General features: G+C 67.5%; 27 protein-coding genes and 1 pseudogene. 17 read left to right on the top strand and 11 right to left on the bottom strand.

All coding sequences use genetic code 11. The annotated features are described in order from the left end of the window. Window positions 1-2 precede the first annotated feature (2 nt). On the bottom strand, window positions 3-1,451 hold the full coding sequence (locus tag EL337_RS22845) for an NAD-dependent succinate-semialdehyde dehydrogenase (RefSeq protein WP_048632800.1): 1,449 nt from the start codon (window positions 1,449-1,451) through the stop codon (window positions 3-5). A 50-nt stretch (window positions 1,452-1,501) separates the two neighbouring features. Between EL337_RS22845 and pgi the strand changes: the two genes are divergently transcribed. Continuing rightward, a complete protein-coding gene (pgi, locus tag EL337_RS22850; RefSeq protein ID WP_048632799.1) occupies window positions 1,502-3,169 on the top strand; it encodes a glucose-6-phosphate isomerase in 1,668 nt (555 codons plus the stop codon). Window positions 3,170-3,218: 49 nt separating this feature from the next. On the opposite strand, the gene EL337_RS22855 is transcribed toward pgi, so the two are convergent. The 5 genes from EL337_RS22855 to EL337_RS22875 form a co-directional block, all read right to left on the bottom strand. After that, entirely contained in the window at window positions 3,219-3,746 is a 528-nt protein-coding gene (locus EL337_RS22855; protein WP_048632798.1) for a hypothetical protein, read from the bottom strand. Then, window positions 3,739-4,032, bottom strand: a complete 294-nt coding sequence (locus EL337_RS22860; protein WP_048632797.1) for a helix-turn-helix transcriptional regulator — start codon at window positions 4,030-4,032, stop codon at window positions 3,739-3,741. The genes EL337_RS22855 and EL337_RS22860 overlap by 8 nt, the downstream gene beginning before the upstream one ends. A gap of 97 nt (window positions 4,033-4,129) precedes the next feature. Next, window positions 4,130-4,879, bottom strand: coding sequence for an SDR family oxidoreductase (locus tag EL337_RS22865; RefSeq protein WP_126316656.1), 750 nt, complete (start codon window positions 4,877-4,879; stop codon window positions 4,130-4,132). 49 nt (window positions 4,880-4,928) lie between these two features. After that, the gene (locus tag EL337_RS22870; RefSeq protein WP_048632796.1) at window positions 4,929-5,795 is read right to left on the bottom strand and encodes an Fpg/Nei family DNA glycosylase; all 867 of its coding nucleotides are present in this window, start codon (window positions 5,793-5,795) and stop codon (window positions 4,929-4,931) included. 5 nt (window positions 5,796-5,800) lie between these two features. Next, window positions 5,801-6,184, bottom strand: coding sequence for a phage holin family protein (locus EL337_RS22875; protein WP_048632966.1), 384 nt, complete (start codon window positions 6,182-6,184; stop codon window positions 5,801-5,803). A 144-nt stretch (window positions 6,185-6,328) separates the two neighbouring features. On the opposite strand from EL337_RS22875, the pseudogene EL337_RS22880 reads away from it, so the two are divergent. The 9 genes and pseudogenes from EL337_RS22880 to EL337_RS22920 form a co-directional block, all read left to right on the top strand. Continuing rightward, window positions 6,329-7,225 (top strand): annotated as a pseudogene (locus EL337_RS22880) (AurF N-oxygenase family protein); the annotation flags it as partial. Next, window positions 7,225-7,959 carry a DUF4873 domain-containing protein gene (locus EL337_RS22885; protein ID WP_053086837.1) on the top strand — a complete coding sequence of 245 codons (735 nt, stop codon included), beginning with the start codon at window positions 7,225-7,227 and terminating at the stop codon, window positions 7,957-7,959. The pseudogene EL337_RS22880 and the gene EL337_RS22885, both read left to right, overlap by 1 nt. A gap of 47 nt (window positions 7,960-8,006) precedes the next feature. Next, window positions 8,007-8,882: an LLM class flavin-dependent oxidoreductase gene (locus EL337_RS22890; RefSeq protein ID WP_048632795.1), complete on the top strand. Its 876-nt coding sequence runs from the start codon at window positions 8,007-8,009 to the stop codon at window positions 8,880-8,882. 698 nt (window positions 8,883-9,580) lie between these two features. Beyond that, entirely contained in the window at window positions 9,581-10,735 is a 1,155-nt protein-coding gene (locus tag EL337_RS22895) for a polyprenyl synthetase family protein (protein ID WP_083443092.1), read from the top strand. Next, window positions 10,735-12,246 carry a phytoene desaturase family protein gene (crtI, locus tag EL337_RS22900; protein ID WP_048632794.1) on the top strand — a complete coding sequence of 504 codons (1,512 nt, stop codon included), beginning with the start codon at window positions 10,735-10,737 and terminating at the stop codon, window positions 12,244-12,246. Before EL337_RS22895 ends, crtI begins: the two co-directional genes overlap by 1 nt. A gap of 13 nt (window positions 12,247-12,259) precedes the next feature. After that, the gene (locus EL337_RS22905; RefSeq protein WP_048632793.1) at window positions 12,260-13,204 is read left to right on the top strand and encodes a phytoene/squalene synthase family protein; all 945 of its coding nucleotides are present in this window, start codon (window positions 12,260-12,262) and stop codon (window positions 13,202-13,204) included. Between the two features lie 74 nt (window positions 13,205-13,278). Further along, entirely contained in the window at window positions 13,279-13,989 is a 711-nt protein-coding gene (locus EL337_RS22910; protein WP_048632792.1) for a class I SAM-dependent DNA methyltransferase, read from the top strand. Next, window positions 13,986-15,521: an FAD-dependent oxidoreductase gene (locus tag EL337_RS22915; RefSeq protein ID WP_048632791.1), complete on the top strand. Its 1,536-nt coding sequence runs from the start codon at window positions 13,986-13,988 to the stop codon at window positions 15,519-15,521. The genes EL337_RS22910 and EL337_RS22915 overlap by 4 nt, the downstream gene beginning before the upstream one ends. After that, a complete protein-coding gene (locus tag EL337_RS22920) occupies window positions 15,518-16,621 on the top strand; it encodes a DUF5914 domain-containing protein (RefSeq protein ID WP_048632790.1) in 1,104 nt (367 codons plus the stop codon). Before EL337_RS22915 ends, EL337_RS22920 begins: the two co-directional genes overlap by 4 nt. On the opposite strand, the gene idi is transcribed toward EL337_RS22920, so the two are convergent. Further along, window positions 16,545-17,084, bottom strand: coding sequence for an isopentenyl-diphosphate Delta-isomerase (gene idi / locus EL337_RS22925; protein ID WP_048632789.1), 540 nt, complete (start codon window positions 17,082-17,084; stop codon window positions 16,545-16,547). The two genes, EL337_RS22920 and idi, sit on opposite strands and share 77 nt — an antisense overlap. 55 nt (window positions 17,085-17,139) lie before the next feature. Beyond that, a complete protein-coding gene (locus tag EL337_RS22930; protein ID WP_048632788.1) occupies window positions 17,140-18,324 on the bottom strand; it encodes an ROK family transcriptional regulator in 1,185 nt (394 codons plus the stop codon). A gap of 86 nt (window positions 18,325-18,410) precedes the next feature. On the opposite strand from EL337_RS22930, the gene EL337_RS22935 reads away from it, so the two are divergent. From EL337_RS22935 to EL337_RS22945, 3 genes are read left to right on the top strand one after another with little or no spacing between them, the layout of a single operon-like run. Further along, window positions 18,411-19,097, top strand: a complete 687-nt coding sequence (locus EL337_RS22935) for a beta/alpha barrel domain-containing protein (RefSeq protein ID WP_048632787.1) — start codon at window positions 18,411-18,413, stop codon at window positions 19,095-19,097. Continuing rightward, window positions 19,094-20,311: an MFS transporter gene (locus tag EL337_RS22940; RefSeq protein WP_048632786.1), complete on the top strand. Its 1,218-nt coding sequence runs from the start codon at window positions 19,094-19,096 to the stop codon at window positions 20,309-20,311. The genes EL337_RS22935 and EL337_RS22940 overlap by 4 nt, the downstream gene beginning before the upstream one ends. Before the next feature lie 57 nt (window positions 20,312-20,368). After that, on the top strand, window positions 20,369-20,686 hold the full coding sequence (locus EL337_RS22945; protein ID WP_048632785.1) for a hypothetical protein: 318 nt from the start codon (window positions 20,369-20,371) through the stop codon (window positions 20,684-20,686). Between the two features lie 27 nt (window positions 20,687-20,713). Here the strand turns inward: EL337_RS22945 and map are convergent, their stop codons facing one another. Then, window positions 20,714-21,499, bottom strand: a complete 786-nt coding sequence (gene map / locus EL337_RS22950) for a type I methionyl aminopeptidase (RefSeq protein WP_048632784.1) — start codon at window positions 21,497-21,499, stop codon at window positions 20,714-20,716. Window positions 21,500-21,579: 80 nt separating this feature from the next. Here map and EL337_RS22955 point away from each other — a divergent pair, with 80 nt between their 5' ends. Both EL337_RS22955 and EL337_RS22960 read left to right on the top strand, forming a co-directional pair. Continuing rightward, a complete protein-coding gene (locus EL337_RS22955; RefSeq protein WP_048632962.1) occupies window positions 21,580-21,846 on the top strand; it encodes a helix-turn-helix domain-containing protein in 267 nt (88 codons plus the stop codon). A gap of 100 nt (window positions 21,847-21,946) precedes the next feature. Next, window positions 21,947-22,435, top strand: coding sequence for a nitroreductase/quinone reductase family protein (locus EL337_RS22960; protein WP_048632783.1), 489 nt, complete (start codon window positions 21,947-21,949; stop codon window positions 22,433-22,435). Window positions 22,436-22,604: 169 nt separating this feature from the next. Here the strand turns inward: EL337_RS22960 and EL337_RS22965 are convergent, their stop codons facing one another. Beyond that, window positions 22,605-23,255, bottom strand: coding sequence for a hypothetical protein (locus EL337_RS22965; RefSeq protein ID WP_048632782.1), 651 nt, complete (start codon window positions 23,253-23,255; stop codon window positions 22,605-22,607). Window positions 23,256-23,342: 87 nt separating this feature from the next. Here EL337_RS22965 and EL337_RS22970 point away from each other — a divergent pair, with 87 nt between their 5' ends. Together EL337_RS22970 and rnhA are read left to right on the top strand one after the other, a co-directional pair. Continuing rightward, complete coding sequence (locus EL337_RS22970; protein WP_048632781.1) at window positions 23,343-23,969, top strand: VOC family protein; 627 nt, start codon at window positions 23,343-23,345, stop codon at window positions 23,967-23,969. 34 nt (window positions 23,970-24,003) lie between these two features. Beyond that, window positions 24,004-24,504, top strand: coding sequence for a ribonuclease HI (gene rnhA, locus EL337_RS22975; protein WP_048632780.1), 501 nt, complete (start codon window positions 24,004-24,006; stop codon window positions 24,502-24,504). Between the two features lie 34 nt (window positions 24,505-24,538). Here rnhA and EL337_RS22980 read toward each other — a convergent pair whose 3' ends face one another. Further along, window positions 24,539-26,410, bottom strand: a complete 1,872-nt coding sequence (locus EL337_RS22980; RefSeq protein ID WP_048632779.1) for an FAD-linked oxidase C-terminal domain-containing protein — start codon at window positions 26,408-26,410, stop codon at window positions 24,539-24,541. Between the last annotated feature and the right edge of the window lies 1 nt (window position 26,411).

A 26,411-nucleotide genomic window follows, 5' to 3' on the forward strand; every position in this document is an offset into this window, starting at 1 on the left:
CGCTAGGGCGTCAGGGCGATGTACTTGGTGTCGAGATACTCCTCGATGCCCTCGATGCCGCCCTCACGCCCGAACCCGGATTCCTTGATTCCGCCGAACGGCGCCGCGGCGTCGGAGATGACTCCGCGGTTGATGCCGACCATGCCGGACTCGATCCCCTCGGCCACCCGCAGCGCGCGATCCAACGACTTCGTGTACACGTAGGCGGCCAGGCCGTACTCGGTGTCGTTGGCGGCGGCGATGCCCTCCTCCTCGGTGTCGAACCCGGCGATGGGTGCGACGGGACCGAACACTTCTTCCTTGAGGATGCGCGCGTCGGCGGGGACGTCGGTGAGCACGGTGGCCGGGTAGAAGTTGCCCGGCCCGCCGGGCGCCACCCCGCCGACGGCGACGGTGGCGCCGCGCGACACCGCGTCGGACACCAACTCCGTCACGGTGGCGACCTGCTTGGCGTTGATCAGCGGCCCCAGCGTCGCGTTCTCGTCGAGGCCCTTGCCGAGCGTAAACTCGCTCATCCGCTTGACGAACTTGTCGGTGAACTCCTCGCGCACCGCGTTGGCGACGTGGAACCGGTTGGCCGCGGTGCATGCCTCGCCGCCGTTACGCATCTTGGCCAACACCGCACCGTCGACCGCGGCGTCGACATCGGCGTCGTCGAAGACGATGAAGGGTGCGTTGCCGCCGAGCTCCATCGACGTCCGCAGCAGCTTGTCGGCCGACTGCTTCACCAGGGCCTTGCCGACCCCCGTCGATCCGGTGAAGGTCAGCTTGCGCAGCCGGCCGTCGTTGATCAGCGCCTCCGAGACCGGGCCCGGGCTGCTCGTCGGCAGTACCGACAGCACGCCCTTGGGCAGGCCGGCCTCGTCCATCAGCTTGGCCAGCAGCAGCATCGTCAGCGGCGTCTCCTGCGCGGGCTTGATGATCATCGTGCAGCCCGCGGCGAACGCGGGACCCATCTTGCGGGTGCCCATCGCCAGCGGAAAGTTCCACGGCGTGATCGCGTAGCACGGGCCCACGGCCTGCTTGGTGACGATGATCCGCCCGTTCCCGGCGGGGCTGGGGGTGTAACGACCCCCGATGCGGACGGCCTCCTCGGCGAACCAGCGGAAGAACTCGGCGCCGTAGGTCACCTCGCCCTTGCTCTCCGCTACCACCTTGCCCATCTCCATGGTCATCAGCGCGGCGATGTCGTCGGCGCGGTCGGTGATCGCTTCGAACACCGATCGCAGGATCTCGCCGCGCTTACGGGGGGCGGTGCCGGCCCATTCGGCCTGCACGCCGCATGCGACGTCCAGCGCGGTGCTCGCATCCTCGGCCGTCGCGTCGGCAACGGAGATCAGCACTTCGTCGTTGCTCGGATCCAGCACGTCGAACGTCGACTTGCCTTCGCGCTCCTCACCGCCGATCCACAAACCGGTGGGGACGGATTTCAACAAGGTGGCAGCATCCATACCCCACGTCTTACACCTTCGGCCAGCGAGCCGCACTAGGGTTCTCAAGCATGGGTAGCGAAGAGCCGACAACCTCCGACATCACCGCATCGCCTGCCTGGGAGGCACTGTCCCGCCACCACGATGAGATCGGCACCAAGGATCTGCGGGGGTTGTTCGCCGAGGATCCGGCGCGTGGCACGGAGTTCACGCTGACGGTCGGCGACCTGTACATCGACTACAGCAAGCACCGCGTGACACAGCAGACGGTGACGCTGTTGCTCGACCTCGCGCGCACCGCGGAGCTGACCGCCAAACGGGATGCGATGTTCGCCGGAGAGCACATCAACACCTCCGAGGACCGGGCGGTGTTGCACACCGCACTACGGCTGCCCCGCGACGCGCAGCTGACCGTGGACGGGCAGGACGTCGTGGCCGACGTGCACGAGGTACTCGACCGGATGGGCGACTTCACCGACCGGCTGCGCAGTGGCGAGTGGCGCGGCGCGTCGGGAGAACGCATCACGACGGTGGTCAACATCGGCATCGGCGGGTCCGATCTGGGTCCGGTGATGGTGGATCAGGCGTTGCGCCACTACGCCGACGCCGGCATCTCCGCACGCTTCGTCTCCAACGTCGACCCGGCCGACCTCGTCGCGAAACTGGCCGGACTGGACCCGGCCACAACGCTTTTCGTGATCGCGTCGAAGACATTCTCGACATTGGAGACACTGACCAACGCGACCGCGGCGCGCCGCTGGCTGACCGAGGCGCTGGGCGACGCCGCCGTATCCAAGCATTTCGTCGCGGTGTCGACGAACGCCAAGCTGGTCGACGACTTCGGCATCGACACCGACAACATGTTCGGCTTCTGGGACTGGGTCGGTGGCCGCTATTCGGTGGACTCGGCCATCGGGTTGTCGGTGATGGCGGTCATCGGCAGGGAGCGCTTCGCCGAGTTCCTCGCGGGCTTCCATCTGGTCGACGAGCACTTTCGCACGGCACCACTGGAAGCCAACGCGCCGGTGCTACTCGGGTTGATCGGGCTCTGGTACAACAACTTCTTCGGCGCGGAAACCCGTGCGGTGCTGCCGTATTCGAACGACCTGGCTCGGTTCGCGGCATATCTGCAGCAGCTGACGATGGAGTCCAACGGCAAATCGGTGCAGGCCGACGGCACGCCCGTACACAGCAGCACCGGCGAGATCTTCTGGGGCGAGCCCGGCACCAACGGCCAGCACGCGTTCTACCAGTTGCTGCACCAGGGCACCCGGCTGATTCCCGCCGACTTCATCGGGTTCAGCGAGCCCACCGACGATCTGCCGACCGCCGACGGCACCGGCAGCATGCACGACCTCCTGATGAGCAACTACTTCGCTCAGACTCAGGTGCTGGCCTTCGGTAAGACCGCCGACGAGATTGCCGCCGAGGGGACCCCACCGAATGTGGTGCCGCACAAGGTGATGCCGGGCAACCGGCCGAGCACGTCGATCCTCGCGACGAAGCTGACCCCGTCGGTCGTCGGGCAGTTGGTCGCGCTCTACGAGCATCAGGTGTTCGTCGAGGGTGTCATCTGGGGTATCGACTCGTTCGACCAGTGGGGGGTCGAGCTGGGCAAGACCCAGGCCAAGGCGCTGCTACCCGTCATCACCAGCGAGGCCTCGCCGGCCCAGCAGACGGATTCGTCGACCGACGCCCTGGTGCGCCGCTACCGCACAGAGCGCGGCCGCACCGCGTGATGCCGGCGTGGTCGTCGCCGCTGGGCGATGACCACGCACGCCGAACCACTCAAACCTCGGGGTCCGGCCGGGTCCAGCCCAGGATCATCGCCGGGGCGCACCCGCCGATCAGCAGCACCGTCATCACCATCAGCCCGCCGGCATACGCCATGGCGGTGTCGGTGCCGTCGGTGAGCACAGCGCCGAAGATCAGATAGAACACCGGTAGCAGCATCAGGTGCTGGGTGATGGCCAGGCCGATCGAGCGTGCGTTGTTGCGCTGGGACAGCTCGTATTCGTCGAGGGTGGTGTGCGGCGCGTCCCCCTGCCTGCCCGACACGATCTGCAGTGCGATCCACAGTGGGAAGAACACCAGGCACGCCGGCAACCACAACAGAGGCGCCCAACCAATCCCGAAGGCACACAGCAGACTCACTACGGCCATGTAGGCGAACGTGGCACCCAGCCCGACGACGAGGACGCGGCGCCGACCCCGGGGGCGCCAGCCCGGCAGCGAATTTGCGTAGGTGCGTTCGAATTTGAGGAACTGTCGGGCCCGGCGGCCCTGGTACCGGTCGATCAGGGTTGCCTCAGACATGTGCACTCCCTTCCTGTGGTCGGCTGTCCTTTCGGTAGAGCTCGGTCGACAGCGGGGTGAACGGCTCGCGGGAGAACACCGCCTCGACAGGCAGGCCGAACACCTCGCAGATGCGGAACGCCAGATCGAGGCTCGGATAGTGATCGCCCCGCTCCAGCGCGCCGACGGTTTGCGGATTGACGTCGATCAGCTCTGCAAGCTGGGCTCTCGCCAGTCGCCGCTCGGCACGCAGCACTCCGATCCGATTATGGATCGGACGCGTTTCCCCGCGTCGTACTGGACTCATCTAACCGATTGTTGGGAAAACCCAACGATCTGTCAAGATTTACCGGCGGTCCGGTCAGAGACAGTGGTCCTCGGCGCGACGCTGCACGCCGCGATCGCTAGGCGAAGTACTTGGTGAACCGTGGGGGCAGCACCTTCATGACCTCCACCAGCGGCCACCACGGCCAACCCGGGACGACGGCGCGGCCCTTCTCCTTCTCGATGGCGTCGACCATGGCCTTCACGCCGGTCTCGTTGTCCACCATCAGCATCGTCGAATTCGATTTCGCCGTCATCTCCGACTCGATGTAGCCGGGTTCCAGCACTGTGATCTTGATCGGGCCGGACGGGTACTCGGCGCGCAGCGACTCGCCGAGTGAGGTGACACCGGCCTTGCTGGCCGAGTAGGCCGCCTTGAATCCCGGCACGCCGACGTTGCCGAGTACCGACGACACCAGGACCAGATGACCCTTGTTCACGGCCTTGAACATCTCCAGGGCCGTCTCGATCTGCACCAGTGCCGCAACGAGATTCGTCTCGATGGTGGCCTTGTTCGCCCACAGCTTGCCGCCACCGAGCGGGTAGCCCTTCCCGATGCCCGCGTTCACGATCACGCAGTCGATGCCGCCGAGTTCGTCGTTGAGTTCGGTGAAGACCTTCGCGACCTGTTCGTGGTCGTTGACGTCCAGTGCCGCCACCGCCACCTTGATATGGGGGTGACGTTCCAGGAGTTCGGCCCTGAGCTCATCGAGGTTGTCCAGGCGGCGCGCGCACAGCGCCAGGTCACGCCCCTTGGCCGCGAACTGCCGGGCCATCCCGGCGCCGAGGCCGGAGCTCGCACCGGTGATCAAGATCTTCTGCCGAGTCATTCCGGCAGGATAACCGAGTTAGACAACTGAAGGAAAAACGCCGAGAGCGCTATTTCAGCAGTCTCGACATTCGGCGGTCAGCCAGCACCTTGCCGCCGGTCTGGCACGTCGGGCAGTACTGGAACGACTTGTCGGCGAACGACACCTCACGCACCGTGTCGCCGCACACCGGGCACGGCAACCCGGTGCGGGCATGTACGCGCAGCCCCGACCGCTTCTCCCCCTTGAGCGTCGCTGCGCCCTGTCCGACCGACCGGCTCACGGCATCGCTGAGCACAGAGATCATCGCGTCGTGCAGGTCCGCGAGCTGGGCTTCGGTCAGCTTGTTCGAGGTGGCGAACGGCGACAGCTTCGCGACGTGCAATATCTCGTCGCTGTAGGCGTTGCCGATGCCCGCGATGACTTTCTGGTCGGTGATGACGGTCTTGATCCGGCCCGACTGCCCCTTCAATGCGTCACCCAGTCCGTCGACGCCGAGGGACAACGCATCCGGGCCCAGCGCGGCGATCTGCGGGACGGCCATCGGATCGGTCACGAGCCAAACCGCCAGCCGCTTCTGCGTGCCGGCCTCCGTGAGGTCGAATCCGGGCGCCTCGCCGGGCGTGCCCAGGTGAACCCGCATCGCGATCGGCCCCTTGCCGTACGGCTTCAGCGGCGCCGGCGCCAGCTTGTCCGACCAGCGCAGCCAGCCCGCCCTTGACAGGTGGGTGATCAGGTGGAGTTCGCCGACCTGCAGCCCCAGGTATTTGCCCCACCGGTTGGCTCCGGTCACGACCTGTCCGTGCAGCGCCGAGGGCGGCGGGTCGAACGTCTTGAGGACCGACAGCGCAGCGACGTCGACGCGGCCGACAGTCAGTCCGACCGCGTGGCGGCGCAGGTGATCAGCGAGTGCTTCGACCTCGGGAAGCTCGGGCATGTCACTCAGTCTGCCTTGACGAGTAGGGACAGCAGCCAGCTCACGATCGACAGCACGATCGCCGCCCAGATCGCCGTCCACCAGAAGTCGTCGATGGCCAGCCCCCAGTGGGTGGTGTGCTCGGTGATCCAGGACGTGAGCATGAGCATGAACGCATTGATGACGATGTGGAACAGGCCCAACGTGAGGATGTAGAGCGGAATCGAGATGATCTGCACGATGGGCTTGATGATCGCGTTGACCAGGCCGAAGATCACCGCGACGACGAGGATGACGCCGACGCGGCCCAGCGTCGAGTCGCCGCCGACGAACTCGACTCCGGGCACCAGAAGCGTGACGACCCACAGCGCAAGCCCGGTGAGCGCCGCCCGCAGTAGAAACAGACCCATACCGCTCATGATCCACCCCATCCCCCGGTTTCGGGCCCGACATCCTCGGGTGGTACTCAAAGTATCCGGTACTCGAGGTATTGACATCTTGTGACACCGCTCCCTACCGTCGACGGACAGGACGTCGACGAAGGGGCGTTGAGGATGACGACGGCGAAGAATCCGGTGGCGACCCGCGACGTCTTCGCCGAGCGGTTGCTCAAAGGGTCGGTGAAGAAGTCCTACGCCCCGGTGGTCGACATCGACTGGGACGCACCGCTGGACCCCGACAAGTTCTTCCTGCCGCCCAAGTCGGTGTCGTTGTACGGGACTCCGCTGTGGGACTCGATGACCCGGGCAGAGCAGATCGAACTGTCCCGTCAGGAGCTCGCCAACACGCTGTCGGCCGGCATCTGGTTCGAGAACATCCTCAACCAGGCCCTGTTACGCAAGATGATGCACCAGGATCCGACAGCGCCGGCCACGCATTATGCGCTCACCGAACTGGGTGACGAGACCAGGCACATGGTGATGTTCGGCAAGGCGATCGACCGCCTGGGTGCAAAGCCCGTGCGGCCCAAGCGGTATCAACGCATGATCATCAACGCGCTGCCTTTCACCTTCCAGGGCTCAGTGCTGTGGGTGGCCGCGCTGATCGGCGAGGAGATCTTCGACGCGCTGCAGCGCCAGATGATGGACGATCCCGAACTGCAGCCCATGGTGCAGCGCCTGATGCGCATCCACGTCACGGAGAAAGCCCGCCACATCCAGTTCGCCCGCGACGGGCTGCGCAAGCGGGCGCCGCACATGCGCCGGATCCCGAAGCTGTTCGTGGCCAACATCAACGGAGTCGGCGGATTGTTCTTCCGCCACCTGTTCACCAATCGGGTGCAGTACGCCCGCGTCGGCCTCGACTCACGCCACGCACGCCGGGTGGCGCGGAGCAGCCCGCACCGGCACGAGGTGCACGTACTCGGTTTCGCTCCACTGGCAGCGTTCCTGGAGGAGGTCGGCTTGATGGGACCGCTCGCACGGCGCATGTGGAAGCGCAGCGGGTTTCTGTGACGGCGGTCGACACGGTTCTCTACGCCGGCGCCGATTCCGCGGGCGAGGCGGAGTTCGACGAGGCGACCCACACCTGGGGGGTGAACGGACGGCGTGCTCGGGTGGTCGTCGCCACCGATGGAGCTTTCCCGGCGACGGCGGCCTGCCGCGCCGACGGCCTGCGCCCGTATCTCGGTGTGGCAGTGCACGGGGTGCCGAACTACTTCGTCATCACCGGACCCGACGCCGCCGCCCAGAAGGGCTACATCGCGAAGTGTGTGGCGCACATGAGCCGCACCCACAGCACCCGCATCGAAGTCCGCTCCAGTGCGCAGCGGCTTTACAACGAGCGTTCGCAGTACGGGGCGAATCGCACCGGCCGGTACTGGCGCAGGGTCGGCAGGCGTATCCCGTCAGCGTTCGAGGTGCGTTCCCATGGTTTCGTGCTGGACGTCGACGATGCGGTCTACGACGGGCAGGCGACAGTCGTCGTCGCGGGCCGACAGCATGAGACGCACGTCCGGCTGATGGGTCGACTGGATCCGATCGACGGCCATTACCATTGGCAGGGAACAATTTTCGACACCGGCTTCGACATCCGCCTGCCGCAGGAGGTGACGGTGACGATCGGCGGCCGTTCCGCGGCCGGCCGGTTGACCGAACGCACGCCGTGGTCCACGTTCTCGGTGGCCGGCGCAGGCGCCCCGCCGTTTGCACTGGAGAGCATCGAGGTCGACGTTCCGACGTTGTAGCGACGATTGCGCTCCGCAAAACTAGAACGCGTTCTAGTATCGGTTTCATGCGGTTCACCTATGCGGAAGCCATGACCGATCCGAGTTTCTACATTCCGTTGGCCAAAGCCGCCGACGAGGCCGGATACCACGCGATGACCATCCCGGACAGCATCGCCTATCCCGAAGAGTCGGACTCGAAATATCCCTACACCGAGGACGGTAATCGGGAGTTCCTGGACGGCAAGCCCTTCATCGAGTCGTTCGCCCTGATCGGCGCCCTCTCGGCGGTGACCACCCGGCTGCACTTCAACATCTTCGTGCTGAAGCTGCCGATCCGCCCGCCCGCGTTGGTGGCCAAGCAAGCCGGATCGCTGGCGGCCATGTTCGACAACCGCCTCGGCCTCGGCGTCGGCACCAGCCCGTGGCCAGAGGACTACGAGATCATGGGCGTGCCCTTCGCCAAGCGCGGCAAGCGGATGGACGAGTGCATCGACGTCATCAGGGGCCTGACTTCCGGGGACTACTTCGAGTACCACGGCGAGTTCTATGACATCCCGAGGTTCAAGATGACACCCGCACCGACCAAGCCGGTCCCGATCCTGGTCGGCGGCCACGCTGACGCCGCACTCAGGCGGGCCGCCCGCAACGACGGCTGGATGCACGGCGGCGGCGACCCCGAGGAACTCGACCCTCTGCTCGCCAAGCTGCAACAGTTCCGGGACCAGGAAGAGCGCATCGGGCTGGCCGACGAATTCGAGATCCACGTCATCTCCATCGACGGCTTCACCCTCGACGGGGTGAAGCGACTCGAAGACAAAGGTGTCACCGACGTCATCGTCGGCTTCCGCATCCCCTACATCATGGGGCACGACACCGAGCCGCTCGACGCGAAGATCCGCAACCTGGAGTGGTTCGCCGAGAACGTCATCGCCAAAGCCTGACCGGTCGCCGATGACGGCGGGGGCCCAGGGCAATCAGGCTGTCGCAGTGCGTGAATGCGCCGGATTCGACTGGAGCGCATGCGTTCGCGATGGCGGTCTGCCGCGATCGCCCCACCGGCGGGTCTGCGGAACCAAAACCACGATTTAGTTTCCATCGCAAGGGGTTTGACGAAGACCGTGTTGCGCCGGCACCGCAGCGGCTCGCCGCCCGAGTCGGGCCCCTCCGCAGCCCTGCGCTGTCTACGGTGCCCGTCCACCCGGCACCATCAGCACCCTGGCGTCGGAGCCGAGCGACACCGTGGCATTCTGCCGCCAGACGCCGCCGCGGGGCGCCGAAGCTACCCGAATTCAGCCATCCACCCCCACGTGAACAGGGTGCAGTACCCCACCCGTCACAGACATGTCACAACCCCCCGCGGCGGGGCCTGCCGCCTCCGAGCCAGCAATCCCGATAATTGCCGCACGCGTCACCGAGGCCCGAGACCCGCGCCTGAACTCGCTTGTCACACCGCATATTTCGGACGAAATTTGGGCCGCCGCTGTGCGCCGCGGTGCTCGGGAAGTCGGTCGGCAACGTACACCCAGTCAGGCCCGTCGCGCGGGGAAACGGCATTCTCGTTGTCGCCGACGTCCGGGGGCCGGTGCAAACACCCCCTTCCGGTGCATGAAGCGGCGTACTTGGGTAATTATTGGAATCGATGACAACCGGCGCGGGGTCCACGACCAACCACGGCGAGGTACGGACGGCCACCAACGGAACCGTGCGGCGGAGCCGCGCGACCTGGGCCGCCGACCGCCCGACCATGCAGTGGCAGATTTCGGTGCGCCAGTCGGTGCTGGCCGCAGTATCCGAATTCCTGGACTCGCGATGCGTGCCTGCGCTCGGCGGCGGGCGCGTCGACATCGCCGAGGGAGTGCTCCGCACCCTGCTCGCCGACGGCAAATGCCTGCGGTCGACGTTCTTCTACCTCGGCTGGTTGAGCGGAGCCGATGCCGAGCAGGCCGCCATCCGGGCCGCGGCCAGCCTGGAACTGCTGCACGCGTTCGCACTGATGCAGGACGACGTGATGGACGACTCGCCGATGCGCCGGGGACGCCCCAGCGCCCACCGGGCGTTCGAGCAGTGGCACCGCGATAGGCAGCTGGGGGGCTCCTCGGCCCGCTTCGGTGAATCCGCTGCCACCCTGCTCGGCGACCTGTGTCTGGTCTGGGCCGAGCAGATGCTCAGGGAGAGCGGACTCAGCCAGGCCGCGTTGACCCGCGCGTGGCCGCGTTATGACGCGATGCGTGCCGAACTGGCCATCGGGCAGTTCGCCGACCTGGTCAACGACACCGCCGCCTTCCCTGCTCTCGAAGACGTGCTCGACATCGCGCGACGCAAGTCCGGTAACTACACCGTGCGCAGGCCGCTGGAGATCGGGGCGTCGCTGGCCGGATGCGATGACCGGACACTGGCCGGGCTCGGCGACTACGGCGGCGCCGTCGGCGAGGCGTTCCAGCTGCGCGATGACCTGCTCGGGGTGTTCGGCGCGCCCGAGACGACGGGCAAGCCTGCCGGTTCCGATCTGGCGGCACGCAAGGCCACCACCGTCGTCGCGGCGGCCTATCAACTGGCTGGTGGCCCGCGGCGCCGCGAACTGAACGAACTGATGACCGCCACCGACCTCAGCCAGAGCGACATCACCCGCTGGCAGACCCTCATCGCCGACACCGGCACCGTGGAATGGATCGAAGAATTGATTGACCGACGTCTCACCTGGGCGCTCCAACGCCTCGACACCGCGCACCTGAACAGCGACGTGCGTTCGGCGCTGGCCACGATGGCCGCCGCCTGCACCGAGCGGGTGGCCTGATGCGCACCGTTCCCGGATCCAGTGACCGGGTCGTCGTCGTAGGCGCCGGCCTGGCAGGCCTGTCCGCGGCGCTTCACCTCGCCGGCCGCGGACGCCAGGTCACCGTGGTCGAGCGCGGCGCCCATCCCGGTGGCCGGATGGGCCGTGCGGACGTGGGCGGCTATCAGCTCGACACCGGGCCCACGGTGCTGACGATGCCCGACATCATCGACGACACCTTCGCCGCGGTCGGCGAGTCCACGGCCTCCCGGCTGGACCTGCTTCCGGTACTTCCGGCCTATCGCGCGTCCTTCTCCGACGGCAGCACCCTCGATGTGCACACCGACCCTCACGCGATGACGGCCGAGATCGAGCGCTTCGCCGGCCCCAAGGAAGCCCAGGGCTACCTGCGCCTGCGGCAGTGGCTCACGCGGCTTTACCAGATCGAGTTCGACGGCTTCATCAACGCCAACTTCGACTCGCCGCTGTCTCTGCTGACACCCCAGCTGGCGCGTCTGGCAGCGATCGGCGGGTTCCGCAGCTGGGAGCCGATGGTCCGGCGGTTCATCACCGACGAGCGGCTGCTCCGTGTGTTCACGTTCCAGGCGCTCTACGTCGGCGTGCCGCCCAAGCGCGCTCTGGCCGCCTATGCCGTCATCGCCTACATGGACACGGTGTCGGGCGTCTACTTCCCGCGCGGTGGCATGCGCGCACTTCCGGATGCGATGGCTGCCGCCGCCCGCGACGCCGGCGTCGAATTCCACTACAACGCACCGGTATCCGAACTCGAGCGATCCGGTTCGCGTGTGACCGCCGTCCGTACGGTCACCGGCGAGCGCTTCGCGGCCGACGCGGTGATCCTGACAACGGAGCTCCACGACACATACCGCCTCCTGGGCCGCACGCCGCGCCGGCTGCTGAAACTGCGTCCGGCCCCGTCCGCCGTGGTGGCACACATCGGTTGCAGGGCACCCGAGCACACCGCCGATCAGTCCCACCACACCATCCTGTTCGGCGACGCCTGGGACCGGACGTTCGACGAGATCATCGACGAGGGCCGCCCCATGGCTGACCCGTCGCTGCTTGTCACCCGCCCCGCACTCGGAGATCCCGCGCTGGCCCCGAGCGGCCGCGAACTGCTCTACGTACTGGCGCCGGCGCCCAATATGACTGTCGGGCACAAAGACTGGGACGCAGAGTCTGCGGAATACACCGACCACATGCTCGGCACCGTGAGGGCGCGACTACCGCATCTGGGTGAGGACGCCGAGCTTCTGCACGTCACCACGCCCATGGATTGGGCGCGTCAGGGCATGATGGCGGGCACCCCGTTCGCACTTTCGCACACGTTCGGCCAGACGGGCCCGTTCCGGCCGGGCAACACGATCCGCGGCATCGACAACGCGATACTGGCCGGATCGTCCACGGTGCCGGGCGTCGGCATTCCGACCGCCATCGTGTCGGGACGCCTCGCTGCGGACCGCATCACCGGATCGGACTCTCGCACTCAAGCGCGGGCATTGTCACAATGATTGGGGCACAACGATGATCGGATCAGAACTCGACGCGGCGGGTGTACATGATCAGGCCCTCCGCGAGGCGTACCAACGGTGCCGCACCATCAACGCCAAGCACGGGCGCACCTTCTTCCTCGCCACCCGGCTGCTGTCGCCCGCGCAGCGGCCCGCCGTGCATGCGCTCTACGGCTTCGCGCGTCGGGCAGACGACGTGCTCGACGAATTCGACTCCCGCACCACCGCGCAACGCGCCGACGAGCTGCAGGGCCTGGCGACCTCGCTGTTCACCCGGCTCGTGGAGAACCAGCCGAGTGGCGACGACCCGACCCTGGACGCCGTCGTGCACACTGCCCGCAAGTACAACCTGGACTGGCAGCTCTTCGACGACTTCCTCGCCTCCATGCGGATGGACCTGACGGTCACGGACTACCCCGACCGGGCAGCGCTCGATCACTACATGTACGGATCGGCCGAGGTGATCGGGCTGCAGCTGCTCCCGGTGCTGGGCACCGTGGTGCCACGCGAAGAGGCAGCCCCCTACGCAGCCGCGCTCGGAAAGGCCTTTCAGCTCACCAACTTTCTGCGCGACATCAACGAGGACCTGACACGCGGCCGGGTCTATCTGCCCGCCGACGAGCTGGCCAGCCACGGCGTCGATCGCGACGTCCTGACGTGGTGCCAGCAGACCCGTCGGACCGATCCGCGGCTGCGTGCGGCGCTGGCCGAGCAGCACGCCCTCACCCGGCGCATCTACACCCACGCCGAGCGCGGTATCGCCCTACTGCACCCGAGGTCCCGGCCGTGCATCATGGCCGCGCTGACGTTGTACTCCGAGATCCTCGATCGCATCGAGGAAATCGAGTTCGCGGTGTTCGCCCAACGGGCCACCGTCTCGTCGGCGCGCCGCCTGCAGGTGGCGTCGGTCGGCTTCGTCAGGGCACTGCGTGCCCGGGCCCGCCACCAGGAGGTGTGACCCATCGACCGATACCAGGATCTGCTTCTGATGATTGGTTTCCGGGTCCCCGCAGCGCCGCTGGACGTCGCGGAGTGAGCGCCCAGCCCTACGACGTCCCAGACGCGTTCGATGCCGGCGCCGAGTCCTACGACGAACTTGTCGGGGCCAATCCCGGCTACCACACGCATCTGAGACTCTCCGCGCAGCGGATGCAGCTTCCCGACGGTGGCAGGGGCCTGCGGCTGTTGGACATCGGCTGCGGCACAGGCGCGTCCACCGCCGCACTGGTGGCCGTGGCTCCGCACGCGACCATCGTGGCCGTGGACGGATCGGCGGGGATGCTGGAACGGGCGCGCGCCAAGACATGGCCCGCATCGGTGACCTTCGTGCACAGCCGGGCAGAGGGTCTCGCCGACGCAGGCGTGGCAGGCCCGTTCGACGGAATCCTCGCCGCCTACCTGGTACGTAATCTCGATGACCCGGACCCTGTCTTGCAGACCCTGCGTGGGATGCTCCGTCCCGGCGGCGTTTTCGCCGCCCACGAGTATTCGGTCCGCGATTCGCGCGTGGCCGGCGCCGTCTGGAACGTGGTGTCGTCGGCGATCATCATCCCGGCCGGCCGGCGCCGCACAGGCGACGACGAGCTCTACCGGTACCTGCGACGCAGTGTCAACGAGTTCGACGGCGCCACGGAGTTCTGCGACCGTCTGCGACGCAACGGATTCACCGATGTGCGCAGCATGACTGTCCCGGGCTGGCAACGAAACATCGTGCACACCTTCGTCGGGAGAGCGCCGGAATGAGCGATCCGCGCCGGGTACGTCATCCGGCGGCGCCCGGGCTCCCCCATGCCACCGCTCTGCCGACGACGCCGCGCGTCGCGGTGATCGGGGCCGGCATTGCCGGCCTGGCCGCGGCGACGGCGCTTGCCGAACGCGGGGTCGCCGTCGAGCTGTTCGAACGCCAGGACTATCTCGGCGGCCGAGTGGGAGGCTGGGCCGAGAACCTTCCCGACGGCACCCCGGTGGCGATGAACCGAGGGTTCCACGCCTTCTTCCGGCAGTACTACAACCTCCGAGATCTGCTGCGCCGCATCGACCCCCACCTGTCCATGCTGGCGCCGCTCGACGACTACCCCCTCATCGACGCACTCGGCCGGCGCGACACCTTCCGCGGCCTGCCCCGTACCCCGCCGTTGAACGCGATCGCATTCGCACTGCGCAGCCCGACGTTTCGGCTGCGAGATCTCGTTCGCCTCAATGCCCGCGCGGCGGCACCACTCGCGGCGGTGTCGGTGCCGGGCACCTACGACGAACTCGACAGCCTCGATGCCGAGACGTTCCTGCACAGCATCAATTTTCCGGAAGCGGCCCAGCATCTCGCATTCGAGGTGTTCTCCCGCAGCTTCTTCACCCGGCCTGCCGCACTGTCGGCCGCCGAGCTCGCGACCATGTTCCATATCTACTTCCTGGGCTCCAGCGAGGGTCTGGTTTTCGACGTTTCCGAGGCGAACTTCGATGTCTCGCTGTGGAACCCGCTGGGGGAATATCTCCGCCGCCTCGGCGTCACGCTGCATACCGGAACGCCGATCGGATGCGTGGCGGTCACCGAGGGAGACTCCTTCACCGTGACCGATGCCTCGGGCACCGCGACGCGCACCGACGGTGTCGTGCTTGCCACCGACGTCTCGGCGCTGCAGTCCATCGTCGCCGGCTCGCCGCACCTCGGCGATCCCGAGTGGCGCGCCCGGGTCGAGGCGATGGGCACCGCCGCACCGTTCCTCGTCCAACGGCTCTGGCTGGACCGCCCCGTGCGGAGCGACCGGCCGGCCTTCCTGGGGACCGGTGGGCTCCCGCCTCTGGACAACATCAGCGTGCTGGACCGGTACGAGCGTGAAGCCTCTGCGTGGGCCGCCCGCACCGGCGGATCCGTCGTGGAACTGCACGCGTATTCGGTTGCCGAGGACACACCGCAGATGCGTGACTCGATGCTCGCTCGGCTGCATTCGCTGTACCCGGAGACCAGGGACTCGAGAGTGGTCTACGAGAAGACGCTGTGCCGCAGCGACTGTCCGCGCCTGGCGCCCGGCGATTTCGCGTCCCGGCCGACGGTGGGGACACTGCAGCGCGGTCTGGCGCTCGCCGGCGACGGCATCCGGATCGACCTGCCGGTGGCGCTGATGGAGCGAGCTGCCACCACGGGCCTTGCCGCGGCCAACAACCTGTTGGACCATTTCGGTGTGGTGGGCCACGATATGTTCACCGTGCCGGTGCGTGGGCGCTCGCCTGTGCTGCGTCATCTCGCCGGCCGTGTCGAGAGGCGGGTGTCGCAATGAGCGCTCTGCGCCGGCTGGCGGAGTCGGCGGGCAAGGCCTGGCCCTTCGAGCTGCTGCCCCGTGCTGCGTGGGCGCGGCAGGCCCCGACGTACCGGCAGGCGTCCCCCGCGGTCATCGATGCGGCGCTCGCGCGCTCGCGTCGACGGCCGAGCGGCAACTGGTATGTGATCGGCGCGAGCTCTGCCATCACGTCAAAGCCGTACGGCGCCACCGTCGCCGGAGCCGAGTTGGTGTGCTGGCGGAACGCGGAGGGCCAGCTGTGTATCGGCCCGGCCCGGTGCCCGCACCTGGGTGCCGACCTGTGTACGGGCGCCGTCGACCGCGGCCAGCTGGTCTGCCCCTGGCATGGGCTGCGGCTCACCGGCCGGTCCCGGCCCGACTGGCCCGCCCTGCCGGCCTTCGATGACGGCGTGCTGGCGTGGGTGCGCCTCGACCGAGTGGGCGGGGAGGTGCCCACCCCGGCGCCGGTTCTGCCGACGCGGCCGCAAGGACCACGGATCGCGGCGGTAACCGCACTCAGCGGGGCATGCGAGGCCGACGACATCATCGCCAACCGGATGGATCCGTGGCACGGTGCGTGGTTTCATCCGTATTCGTTCACCAAACTCGACGTGCTCAGCGCGCCACCGGAGGGTCAGGACGTACCGGAGGAGCTCGACCGCTTCTTGGTGGCGGTCACCTTCCGGCTCGGCAGGCTGGGCGTGCCGGTGATCGCCGAGTTCACCAGCCCGGAACCCCGCACACTCGTGATGCGCATCCTCGACGGCGAGGGGTCGGGCAGCGTGGTTGAGACACACGCCACTCCCAACGGTCGCGGACCGGACGGCCGACCGCGCACCACGGTGATCGAGGCCGTCATCGCGCACTCGGATCGGCCCGGGTTCGCTTATGCCGTCCGCGCGTCGCCGCTGCTGACGCCGTTCATGCGGCAGGCCGCCAATCGGCTGTGGCGGGACGACCTGCTGTACGCCGAGCGACTCCACACCGTGCGCATGCAGGACGCAGACGGTACGGCGGATCTGCTCACGCCAGGGAGCGAGTCCACCGGGGCAGGCCCTCGGCCTCCAGGAGCGGCACCTGCGTCTGGGCCCACGGACTGATCGCCCATTCCAGCGCCGCCGCGGCGCGGAGTTCGTCCCAGCCCACCCAGACCAGATCCATCACCTCGCTCGGAACGGGAGCGAGGTCGCCGTCCACCCGAGCGCAGAACACTGGGCACACTTCGTTCTCGACGGTGCCGTCCGCCGCCTCGGCGCGATAGCGGAAATCGGGCAGGACGCACACCACGTCCGCGATCCGAGCGCCGAGCTCTTGGGCACCGCGACGGTGCACGGCGTCCACGACCGCTTCATCCGGGCCCGGGTGGCCGCAGAACGAGTTCGTCCACACACCCGGCCAGGTCTTCTTGTTGAGGGCGCGGCGGGTCAGCAGCACGCGACCCGCGTCGTCGAACAGGTAGCACGAGAATCCCAGATGCAGCGGGGTGTCCGCGTGATGGACTGAATTCTTGGCGGCCGCACCTACGGACCTGCCGCTGTCGTCGAGCAGCACCACTTGTTCCATAACGCTCACGCTTCTATTTTTCCGCCTGCACGGCCGGCCATGCGCCCGGCCGGTCTTACGAAGGTGTGACGAGTGCGTCAATGGCCTGCGCCCCCAGGACGTGGTCGAGCACCATAAGCGCGCTGCCGACTACGCCACCCCGCTCCCCCAGGTGCGCCGGCACAACCTCCAGACCGCGGGTGGCGAGCGCGGTGGCGTTGCCGTACAAGGTTTCCCGCAAGCCTGCTACGAAGATGTCGTAGGCACCGGCGACGTCGCCCGCCACCACCAGGGCAGCGGGGTTGAGCAGGTTCACCGCAGCGGCCAGCACCTCACCCACATGTCGTCCGCTCTCGCGAATGACCCTGCGCGCCAGCGCATCTCCAGCATGGGCCAGCTCGACAACATCCCGCAGGTTGTGCACGGGCCTGCCTTCCTCGCGCAGCTCGCGCACCAGAGCCCACCCACCTGCGATGGTCTCCAGGCAGCCGATGTTCCCGCAGCGGCACGGGCGTGCGTCCGCCGCCGCGGTCTTGTTGTGGCCGAACTCGCCTGCAGCGCGGATTGCGCCGCGTTGCAGCGCACCACCGGCGATGATGCCGGCACCGAGCCCCGTGGACGCCTTGATGACGAGCAGATCGTCGAAACCGCGACCGGCCCCGATGCGCCACTCTGCGAGCGCGATCACGTTGGCATCGTTGCCCAGCACGACGGGGGCGTCGGCGAGCTCGCGGAAGTACGGGATCAGCGGAGCGCCGTCCCAGCCGCTCAGCACCGGGGTGTCGACGCTGCTGCCCCGCGCCTGGTCCACGGTGCCGGGCAGGCTGAGACCGACACCGAATACCCGGGCGCCCCGGTATCCCGCCTCGGCCCGGAGAAGGTCGAGTCGCGTGACGACCTCAGGCATCAGGTCGGCGGGTCCGAGCCCCGGCCCCTGATCGATGTCGGCACTCGCCAACAGCTCACCGGCCAGATTGCACACGCCGAGCCGGGTGCGACTGCCGCCGACGGCGGCGCTGAGTACGACTCCTGCGTCGGCGTTGAACCGCAGCAATGTGGCGGGCCGGCCGCCGGTCGAGGGCGCCCGTTCGTGTTCGATCACCAGGGCGCGTGACGTGAGTTCCCTCACCCGTGCGGTGACCGCGGTGCGCGACAAGCCTGTGAGTTTGCCGATCTCCGCGCGAGTGAGCTCTCGCTTATCCCTGATCAGGGCATAGAGATCCCCGACCGAGGTTGCTGCGGATGTCCTGAACAGCGGCACTGCGCAAGCCTAACTTCCTCTACTTATGTACTTCAAGTACGTAAGTCGGATTGAGAAGAACCAATGCTGCCTCTACCGTGGACTGCATGAAGGAACCGAGATCGCTGTTGGACGTCGCCCCGGTGATGCCGCTGATCAGCGTCGATCGGCCCGCTGACGCGGTGGCGATCGCGCGCGCGATCTTCCGGGCCGGGTTGCCCCTGGTCCAGGTCGCCCTCGACGGCCCGCTCTCCTATGAGGCGATCACGCGCATCGCCACGGAGGCGCCTGAGGTCGTCGTCGGCGCCGGCCGACTGACCGACCCCGAGCAGCCGGCCCTCGCCCGCGCGGCGGGAGCGGAGTTCCTGGCCGCGGCCGCGCCCTCGTTGCCGCTGCGCGGAGCCATGCTCGACACCGAGCTGCCGCACCTTCCCGCCGCCACCACTGTCGTCGAGGCGCTCGCGCTGCTCGAAGACGGCTATACCGACATGGTTCTGCACCCGGCAGTCTCCTCGGGCGGCCTGCGCCACCTCAGGGCACTTGCCGCATTCGTGCCGGCCGCCCGGTTCTGCGTCTCGGGCGGCCTCACCCCGGCCGACCTCACCGGCTATCTGGCAGCACCCAACGTCGGATGCGTCACCGCCGACTGGCTCACCCCGGCCGACGCCGTGCGGCGCCGCGACTGGGACCGGATCCGCCGCCTCGCCGACGTCGCGTTGAAGCTGAGCACTCCGACGGTCAGCACCACCGCGTCCTCTCCGCGCGAGCGCTCATCGACGGTCCGGGCGCTATGACTGTGACTCTCGACCGCCCGACCGGCCCGGTGTCGGTGGTAGCGCCGGATCCCGTCGTGCGCTGGCTGGCCGTGCTGGCACTCGCACTGGGCGGCTTCGGCATCGGCACCACCGAGTTCGTCGCGATGGGCCTGCTGCCCGACATCGCGGCCGGCTTCGGCGTGTCCGAACCCACTGCCGGACATGTGATTTCGGCTTACGCGCTGGGCGTGGTGGTCGGCGCACCGCTGATCGCGTCCGTCACCGCACGGATGGGCCGCCGCAAGCTGCTGCTGGTCCTGATGGCGGTGTTCACGCTGGGAAACCTGGCGAGCATGCTGGCACCGTCCTACGACACGCTGATCGCGGCCAGATTCCTCGCGGGACTACCTCACGGCGCGTACTTCGGCGTCGCGGCGCTGGTAGCCGCCCATCTGATGGGACCGCAGAACCGCGCCAAGGCCGTCGCGCACGTCCTGACCGGGTTGACGGTCGCGACCGTACTCGGGGTGCCGATGGCGTCGTGGCTCGGCCAATCGCTGGGCTGGCGAGCCGCTTTCGGACTCGTCGTCGGTGTCGGCGTCGCCACGCTCACCGCGCTGTGGTTCTGGCTGCCGTTCCAGTTGCGCTTCATGCGGTCCAGCAGCCCGCTCACCGAACTCGGCGCACTGCGCCGCTCGCAGGTCTGGCTCGCGCTGATGGTCGGGATGATCGGCTTCGGCGGCATGTTCGCCGTCTACACCTACATCACCACAACCATGACCGATGTCGCCGGCATGCCGCGCGCCCTGATTCCGGTGGCCCTCATGGTGTTCGGCCTGGGCATGTTCTTCGGCAATCTGGTGGGCGGCAGGCTGGCCGACCGGTCGGTGATCCGTGCGCTCTATCTGTCGATGGGGTCGCTCTTCGCGGTGCTGGCACTGTTCGTCGTCGCGTCACACAATGTGTGGACCGCGCTGCTGGTGCTCTTCGGTATCGGGCTCACCGGCTCCGCCGTGGGCCCGGCCCTGCAGACCCGGCTGATGGACGTCGCACACGACGCGCAGACTCTGGCTGCGGCCCTGAATCACTCAGCACTCAACATCGGCAACGCGACAGGCGCCTGGGTTGGCGGCCTGGTGATCGCGGCCGGATACGGCTACACGGCGCCTGCTGCGGCCGGCTCGCTGCTCGCACTCTGCGGGATCGCGGTCCTCACGGTCTCGGTACTGCTGCAGCGACGTTCGGCGCGATAGCCCGGTGCCCGACGTTACGGAGGGATTAACCCGCGCACGTTGTGGGCACCCGCCACCATGGCTTTCAAACTCACCTACTCCGATGGTCAGGAATCTCAGCACGATGACGACACCGTCTGGGAGCTCGACGACGGCGTCCTGAAGCTGGGTCGGGAGAAAGGCAAGTGGTCGGTGCTGCTGTCGCCGAGCCACTGGGCCGTCCTCGAACTCGGCGGACAGTCGCGCGACGGCGACGACTCCGACGACGACTCGAAGGACTCCAAAGACAAAGAGTCCAAAGACAAAGACTCGAAAGCACAAGACGACACCGACGACTCGGACGACGAGAAGTCCGGCGAGAAGGACAGCAAGGACGAGTCCGACAAGGACTCGTAGGGCGTCCCGGTCGGACGGCGCGCCAGGTCAGTTCACCGCGCGCGCAGGCGTCGGCGTGAGAATCCGCGGGCCCGACTCGGTGATCGCGATCGTGTGTTCCGAGTGTGCGGTGGTGGATCCGTCTGCCGAGCGCAAGGTCCAACCGTCGGCATCCATCACCAGGCGATCACTGCCCCGCGCCCACCACGGTTCCAGCGCCAGCGTCATCCCCGGCCGCAGCACCATGCCACGCCCGCGCCTGCCGCGGTTGGACACATGCGGGTCCTCGTGCATCGTGCGCCCGAGCCCGTGACCGCCGAACTCCGCATTGACGCGGTACCCCGCGGCAGACGCCACCTCACCGATCGCGGCCGAGATGTCGCCGAGCCGACCGGCGGGAACGGCCGCGGCGATCCCGGCGTCGAGCGCTCTGCGCGTCGACTCCACCAGTGCGCGGTCCGCGGGGTCGGCGGCATCACCGACGATGACGGTCACCGCGGAATCAGCCACCCACCCGTCGATAGACACTGCGAAGTCCAGGCTCAAGACGTCGCCGTCCCGCAACACGTAGTCTCGCGGCATCCCATGCAGGACAGCATCATTGACCGATAGGCAGATCACGTTGCGGAAAGGCCCACGGCCGAAGGACGGCGCGTAGTCCCAGTAGCAGGATTTCGCCCCTCGGTCGGCGACGCGAGCGCGGGCATGGTGCTCGAGCTGCATCAGATTGACCCCGGGGCGCGCCTCGGCCGACAGAGCCGCCAGCGTCTCAGCGACGAACTGCCCGGTGACCGCCATCTTGTCGATCTCGTCGGCGGTCTTGAGTTCGATCATCACTTCTCCGTCCTCGGTATTCTTATACCGCGAACGACGCTACCACTGCCGGTACTTTAATACCGGCTATGCTGACCTGCATGGTGCGCGTACCTCTGAGCCCAGAACAGGTGAAGGCCGGCCAACGCCTCGGCGCGCTGATCCGGTCTGCCCGGGCCGGTCGCGACCCCGGGATCGTCGCCCGGCACGCCGGCATCTCCCCCGAGACCTTGCGCAAAATCGAGGTCGGGAGAATGCCCAGTCCGAGTTTCGGGACGGTGATCGGACTGTGCAATGCGCTCGGCCTGCCCGTGCAGGACGCCGTCGACGCCTGGCACGGAACCGGCGACGAGCAGGTCGCCATCTAGCCCACCACGATCGACGGCGCCCGGCGCAGCGCACCCGCACGCCGGAAACCGAAGGGGGTCAACCGGACTCCTCGAACGACGAAACTGAAGGAGTTGATCGATGGGCGACGCCGATGTCGAGGCCAACCGTGCCGAACCTGGGGACTGGGTGGGCGAGCACCTCAGCACGTATCTGACGTCGGGCGGCACCCGCGGTCACGTCCTGGACCTCGGCGAGGTCGGCGGCCGGGCCTTCACCACCAACTGCCTGATCAGGTACCGCGGCCGCAGCTCGGGCAAGGTCTACGTCACGCCACTGATCTACGGGAACTTCGGCGGGGAGATCGTGATCGTCGCGTCCAAGGGTGGCGCGGACAGCGACCCCGAGTGGTACCGCAACATTCTGCAGAGCGCGACGGTCGACGTCCAGGTCGCCACCCAGGCTTTCGAAGCCACCTGGCGCGAACCCGAAGACGAGGAACGCCATGAGGTGTGGGCGTACATGACACACCTGTATCCGCCCTACATCACCTATCAGCAGTCGACGAGCCGTCGGATACCACTGGTAATGCTGGCTCCCGGAAAGGCAATCGACGTCTTCACACCCTGACCATCCCGGTCGCGTTTGACGCCACTTATCATCATCGCCTGCCTGATCGTGTTCATGCTCTTCATGCCGGCGGACTGCAACTGATGGGATGGCTGACCGGGTCAGAGACCTACCCGCTTGCCGCCCGCGCCGGGTGATCGGACGCTATCGAGGTACGGCGACAGCTGCGCTATTCGATTGTCTGCAGCCGGTCCAGGATCGACCACACCAGACGGTGGTCGGTGACGATCCGAAGCGGGAGAGTTTCGAAACGAATACGGCGCTCGCCCAACATGACCCGCTTCTGAAGCTCCTCCAGGCGTTCGAGCACGTCGTCGACAAAGCGCGCGAAGTCCTGGAGATGCTGGTTCACAAAGCGCGTGCAGTCACCGACCAAGTCCGTGTATTGCTCTGGGACAGCATGCATTCGGCAGTCTTCGGCCAATTCGAGCAGCCGCTCGTAGTAGTCGGCCAGGTGATTGCCGGCCCGCACGATGCCGTGCGCGTCCGCGGCCTTCTCGGCTCCGCCCGCGCCGAATACCGCCGCGAACGCCGGAGACTTCAGGAAGACCCCGACCTCGGCGACGAGTTCGTCGACGGCTCGCAGGCGGCCACGGACGAATTCGGCGACTTCGGTGCCGTTGTCCAACCGACCCGTCGGCGTCGCCGGTGATGCCAGCACCTGGTCCACCTTGCGCTGTTCGAGGGCGGCCCAGCGCTGGAACAACACCGACGCGAACGCCGCCCACGTCCAGCAGGCCGGCCTCTCCCGCAACATCTGCCCGAGCAGCTCGGGGGTGGGCACGACGACGGCGACCGAGACCGTACCGGTTCTTCTCATACCGCCGAAGCTAGGCGTCGGCACCGACAACAAGCGCATATCCTGGGCCGGATCGACACCGCTGAACGATGGGAACGCTGAGAGTCCATGACCGTCACCGTCGACGAATTCGACGTCGCCGATCCCCCGGAGGCGTGGGCGCACGCCGGGTTCGCTGTCGATGCCGATTCCGTCTGCCGGGTCGGCGCCGTTCGCATCCGGCTGGTGGGCCGTGAGCAGGGCACCGGCATCGTCGGGTGGTCGTTGCGCGGTCTACCGAACGGGCGAACCGACCTTGACGGCGTCCCCACGAGGGGGTCCGACGCGGACGCTACACCGCCGGCGGTCCACGTCAACGGCGTCACGGCGATCGACCACGTGGTGCTGATGTCCCCCGATCTGAACCGGACCGTCGAGTCATTCGCCACCGTCGGCGCGGATCCGCGCCGGGAACGCGACACAGAACTCGGCGGACGACCGATCCGTCAGATCTTCTTCCGCCTCGGAGAGGTGATCGTCGAGGTCGTGGGCACCCCGGGGGCCGCGGGCGAAGGTCCGGCGACCCTGTGGGGACTCACCTACGTCGTCGCGGACATCGAGGCCACCGCCTCGTTCTTCGGTGACCGCGCCGCACCGATCAAAGACGCCGTGCAGCCCGGGCGTCGGATCACCACCCTCCGGCATCACGAGCTGGGGTTGTCGGTCCGGACGGCGATGATCTCGGCGCGTCGGTGAGCCGGCCGTTCGGCGCGGTGCCTATCCTCGGCGCATGACCGACCCCGCAACCGACACCCTCGTCGACGCCGGCATCACGTCGGCCGTCGATGTCGTCGTCATCCACACCGACGGCGGGTGCCGACCCAATCCCGGCCCCGGCGGCTGGGGCGCGGTATTGCGCCTGCGCCACCACGTGCGTGAGATGTGCGGTGGCGAGCCGGGTGAGACCAGCAACAACCGGATGGAGCTCACCGCACCGATCATGGCGCTGGAGGCGCTGACCCGGCCCGTGACGGTGCACCTCTATACCGACAGCACTTACGTCCGCAACGGCATCACGAAGTGGGTGCTCGGGTGGGAGCGCAACGGCTGGAAGACCGCAGCCAGGCAGCCGGTGAAGAACGTCGACCTCTGGCAGCGGCTGCAGGCGGCCTGCGCGCGGCACCAGGTCGAGTGGTTCTGGGTGAAGGGCCACTCGGGCATCGCCGACAACGAGTTGGCCGATGTCCTGGCCACACGGGGACTGCAGGAAGCCATCGCAGCCACCATCTGATCGCCGACGCTGGGCGCACGGATCGGCTGGTGTCTCACGCGCTGACGCTGATCTTGAAGATCAGGGACCTGAGGGCACCGAAGGCGCCGCGCGCGCTGATGTAGAGCCGCTTGGTGTCGTACCCGGCGACGTCCTTCATGGTTTCGGCGCCGAAGCGGGCCGGGGACTGGCCGTCGATGACGGTCACGTCGGCGCCGAGCAGGGCATGCCTGATGTGGTCCCGCTCAGCACCCGCGGCGGTGGCCACAAGCTCCCCGATGGCGCGGTCGGTGCCGGAGGTGGGGATCGCGGCGCAGGTCACCCCATACTCGTCGAGGTAGCGGTTGATCGCCTCGATGGTGGCATCAGCGCCGACCACCAGGCTGAGGTTGCCGAGGTTGACCGTGATGTCGGTGTTGTCGCCGGTGGTGAGCGGGAGGTCCGAATCGGGAGCCAGGTCACGAGTCAATGCATCACGGACCGCAGCGCGGAACGCGCCTGCGTCGGGTTCATCGGCAGATTCCTCGGGCAGCATGATCCCGGGGTTGAGCAGCCCGGCGGGATCGAACGCCTTCTTGATCGCACGTTGGGCGGCGAGCTCGACCGGCGTAAAGCGCTTGGTCATGAACTGGATCTTCTCGGTCCCGACTCCGTGCTCACCGGTGATGGTGCCCCCCAATTCGAGTGCAGCTTCGACGATCTCGTTGTTCGCCGCCTCGAGCGCTGACGCCGCCAGCGGGTTGTCCTTGTCGTAGAACGTCGTCGGGTGCAGGTCGCCGTCGCCGGCGTGGCCGCACACCGCGATGAACAGTAGGCCGTCGGAGTGGCGCGCCGCGGTGGCTTGAATCGCTTCCTGCATCTCGGGGATCCGGTCGCGGGGCACGGTGACGTCTCCGATGAAGAACCCTTTGCCGCTCTGTACTACCGAGTTGGGTGCGTTGAGGCGGCCGTACCACAGCGCATCCCGGTCCTGCTCATCCTCGGCGACCCGAACCTCGGTGGCGCGTTCACGCAACACCCGATCGACGGTCGACTGGTCCCGAGCCACCTCCGCCACGGTGCCCTCGAGGTCGATGAGCACTATGGAATCGGCGTCGAGAGGGTAGCCGGTATCGTAAAACTGTTGCAGTCCAGCGATTCCCGCCCGGTCGAGCCACTCCACAGCGGCGGGAACCACTCCGGTTGCGATGACCGCGGCGATGGTGTCAGCGGCGTCTCGCGCAGAAGCAAAAGCACCCATCAGGCTGTGGGTGACGCCGGCGATCGGACGCAGCGCGACGGTGGCCTCGGTGATGATACCGAGGGTGCCCTCGGATCCGATGAGGACGCCGAGGAGGTCGGGACCGTCATCGTCGGCAGTGAAGGTTCTGGCCGATCCGTCGGCCAGCACGACGTCGACGCTCAAAATGTGGTTGTAGGTGACGCCGTACTTCAGCGCATGCGGTCCGCCGGCGTTCTCGATGATGTTGCCGGCCACTGTGGCCAAATGTGCCGACACGGGGTCGGGAGAGAAGCACAACCCGTACGGCACCAATGCCGCCTGCAAGTCGGAATTGATGACGCCGGGTTCCACTCGGGCGCATCGTTTCTCGGCATCGACGTGCAGAATCTGGTTAAGTCCGGACATGTCGAGCAGGACACGGCCTGCAGTGGGCATCATCCCGCCTGAGCAGTTCGATGCTCCGCCGCGCGGCACGACCGCCAAGTGGTACTCGGCGGCGAGCCGCAGGATCGGTGCGATGTCGTCGCGTCGGTGGGGACGCAGCAGCACGTCCGCCACTCCACCCACACCCCAGTAGTCGCGGCCGCGGTCGGCGAGCACTCTCTCGTCGGTACTCACATCGCCATGGGCAGCGGCCGCCGTGGTGAACCGTCTGATGTCGGCGCTGTCTGCAACTACGGGGTTTTGCGAAGTGCCAGTGGACATC

The organism is Mycolicibacterium aurum (assembly GCF_900637195.1).
GTDB lineage: Bacteria > Actinomycetota > Actinomycetes > Mycobacteriales > Mycobacteriaceae > Mycobacterium > Mycobacterium aurum.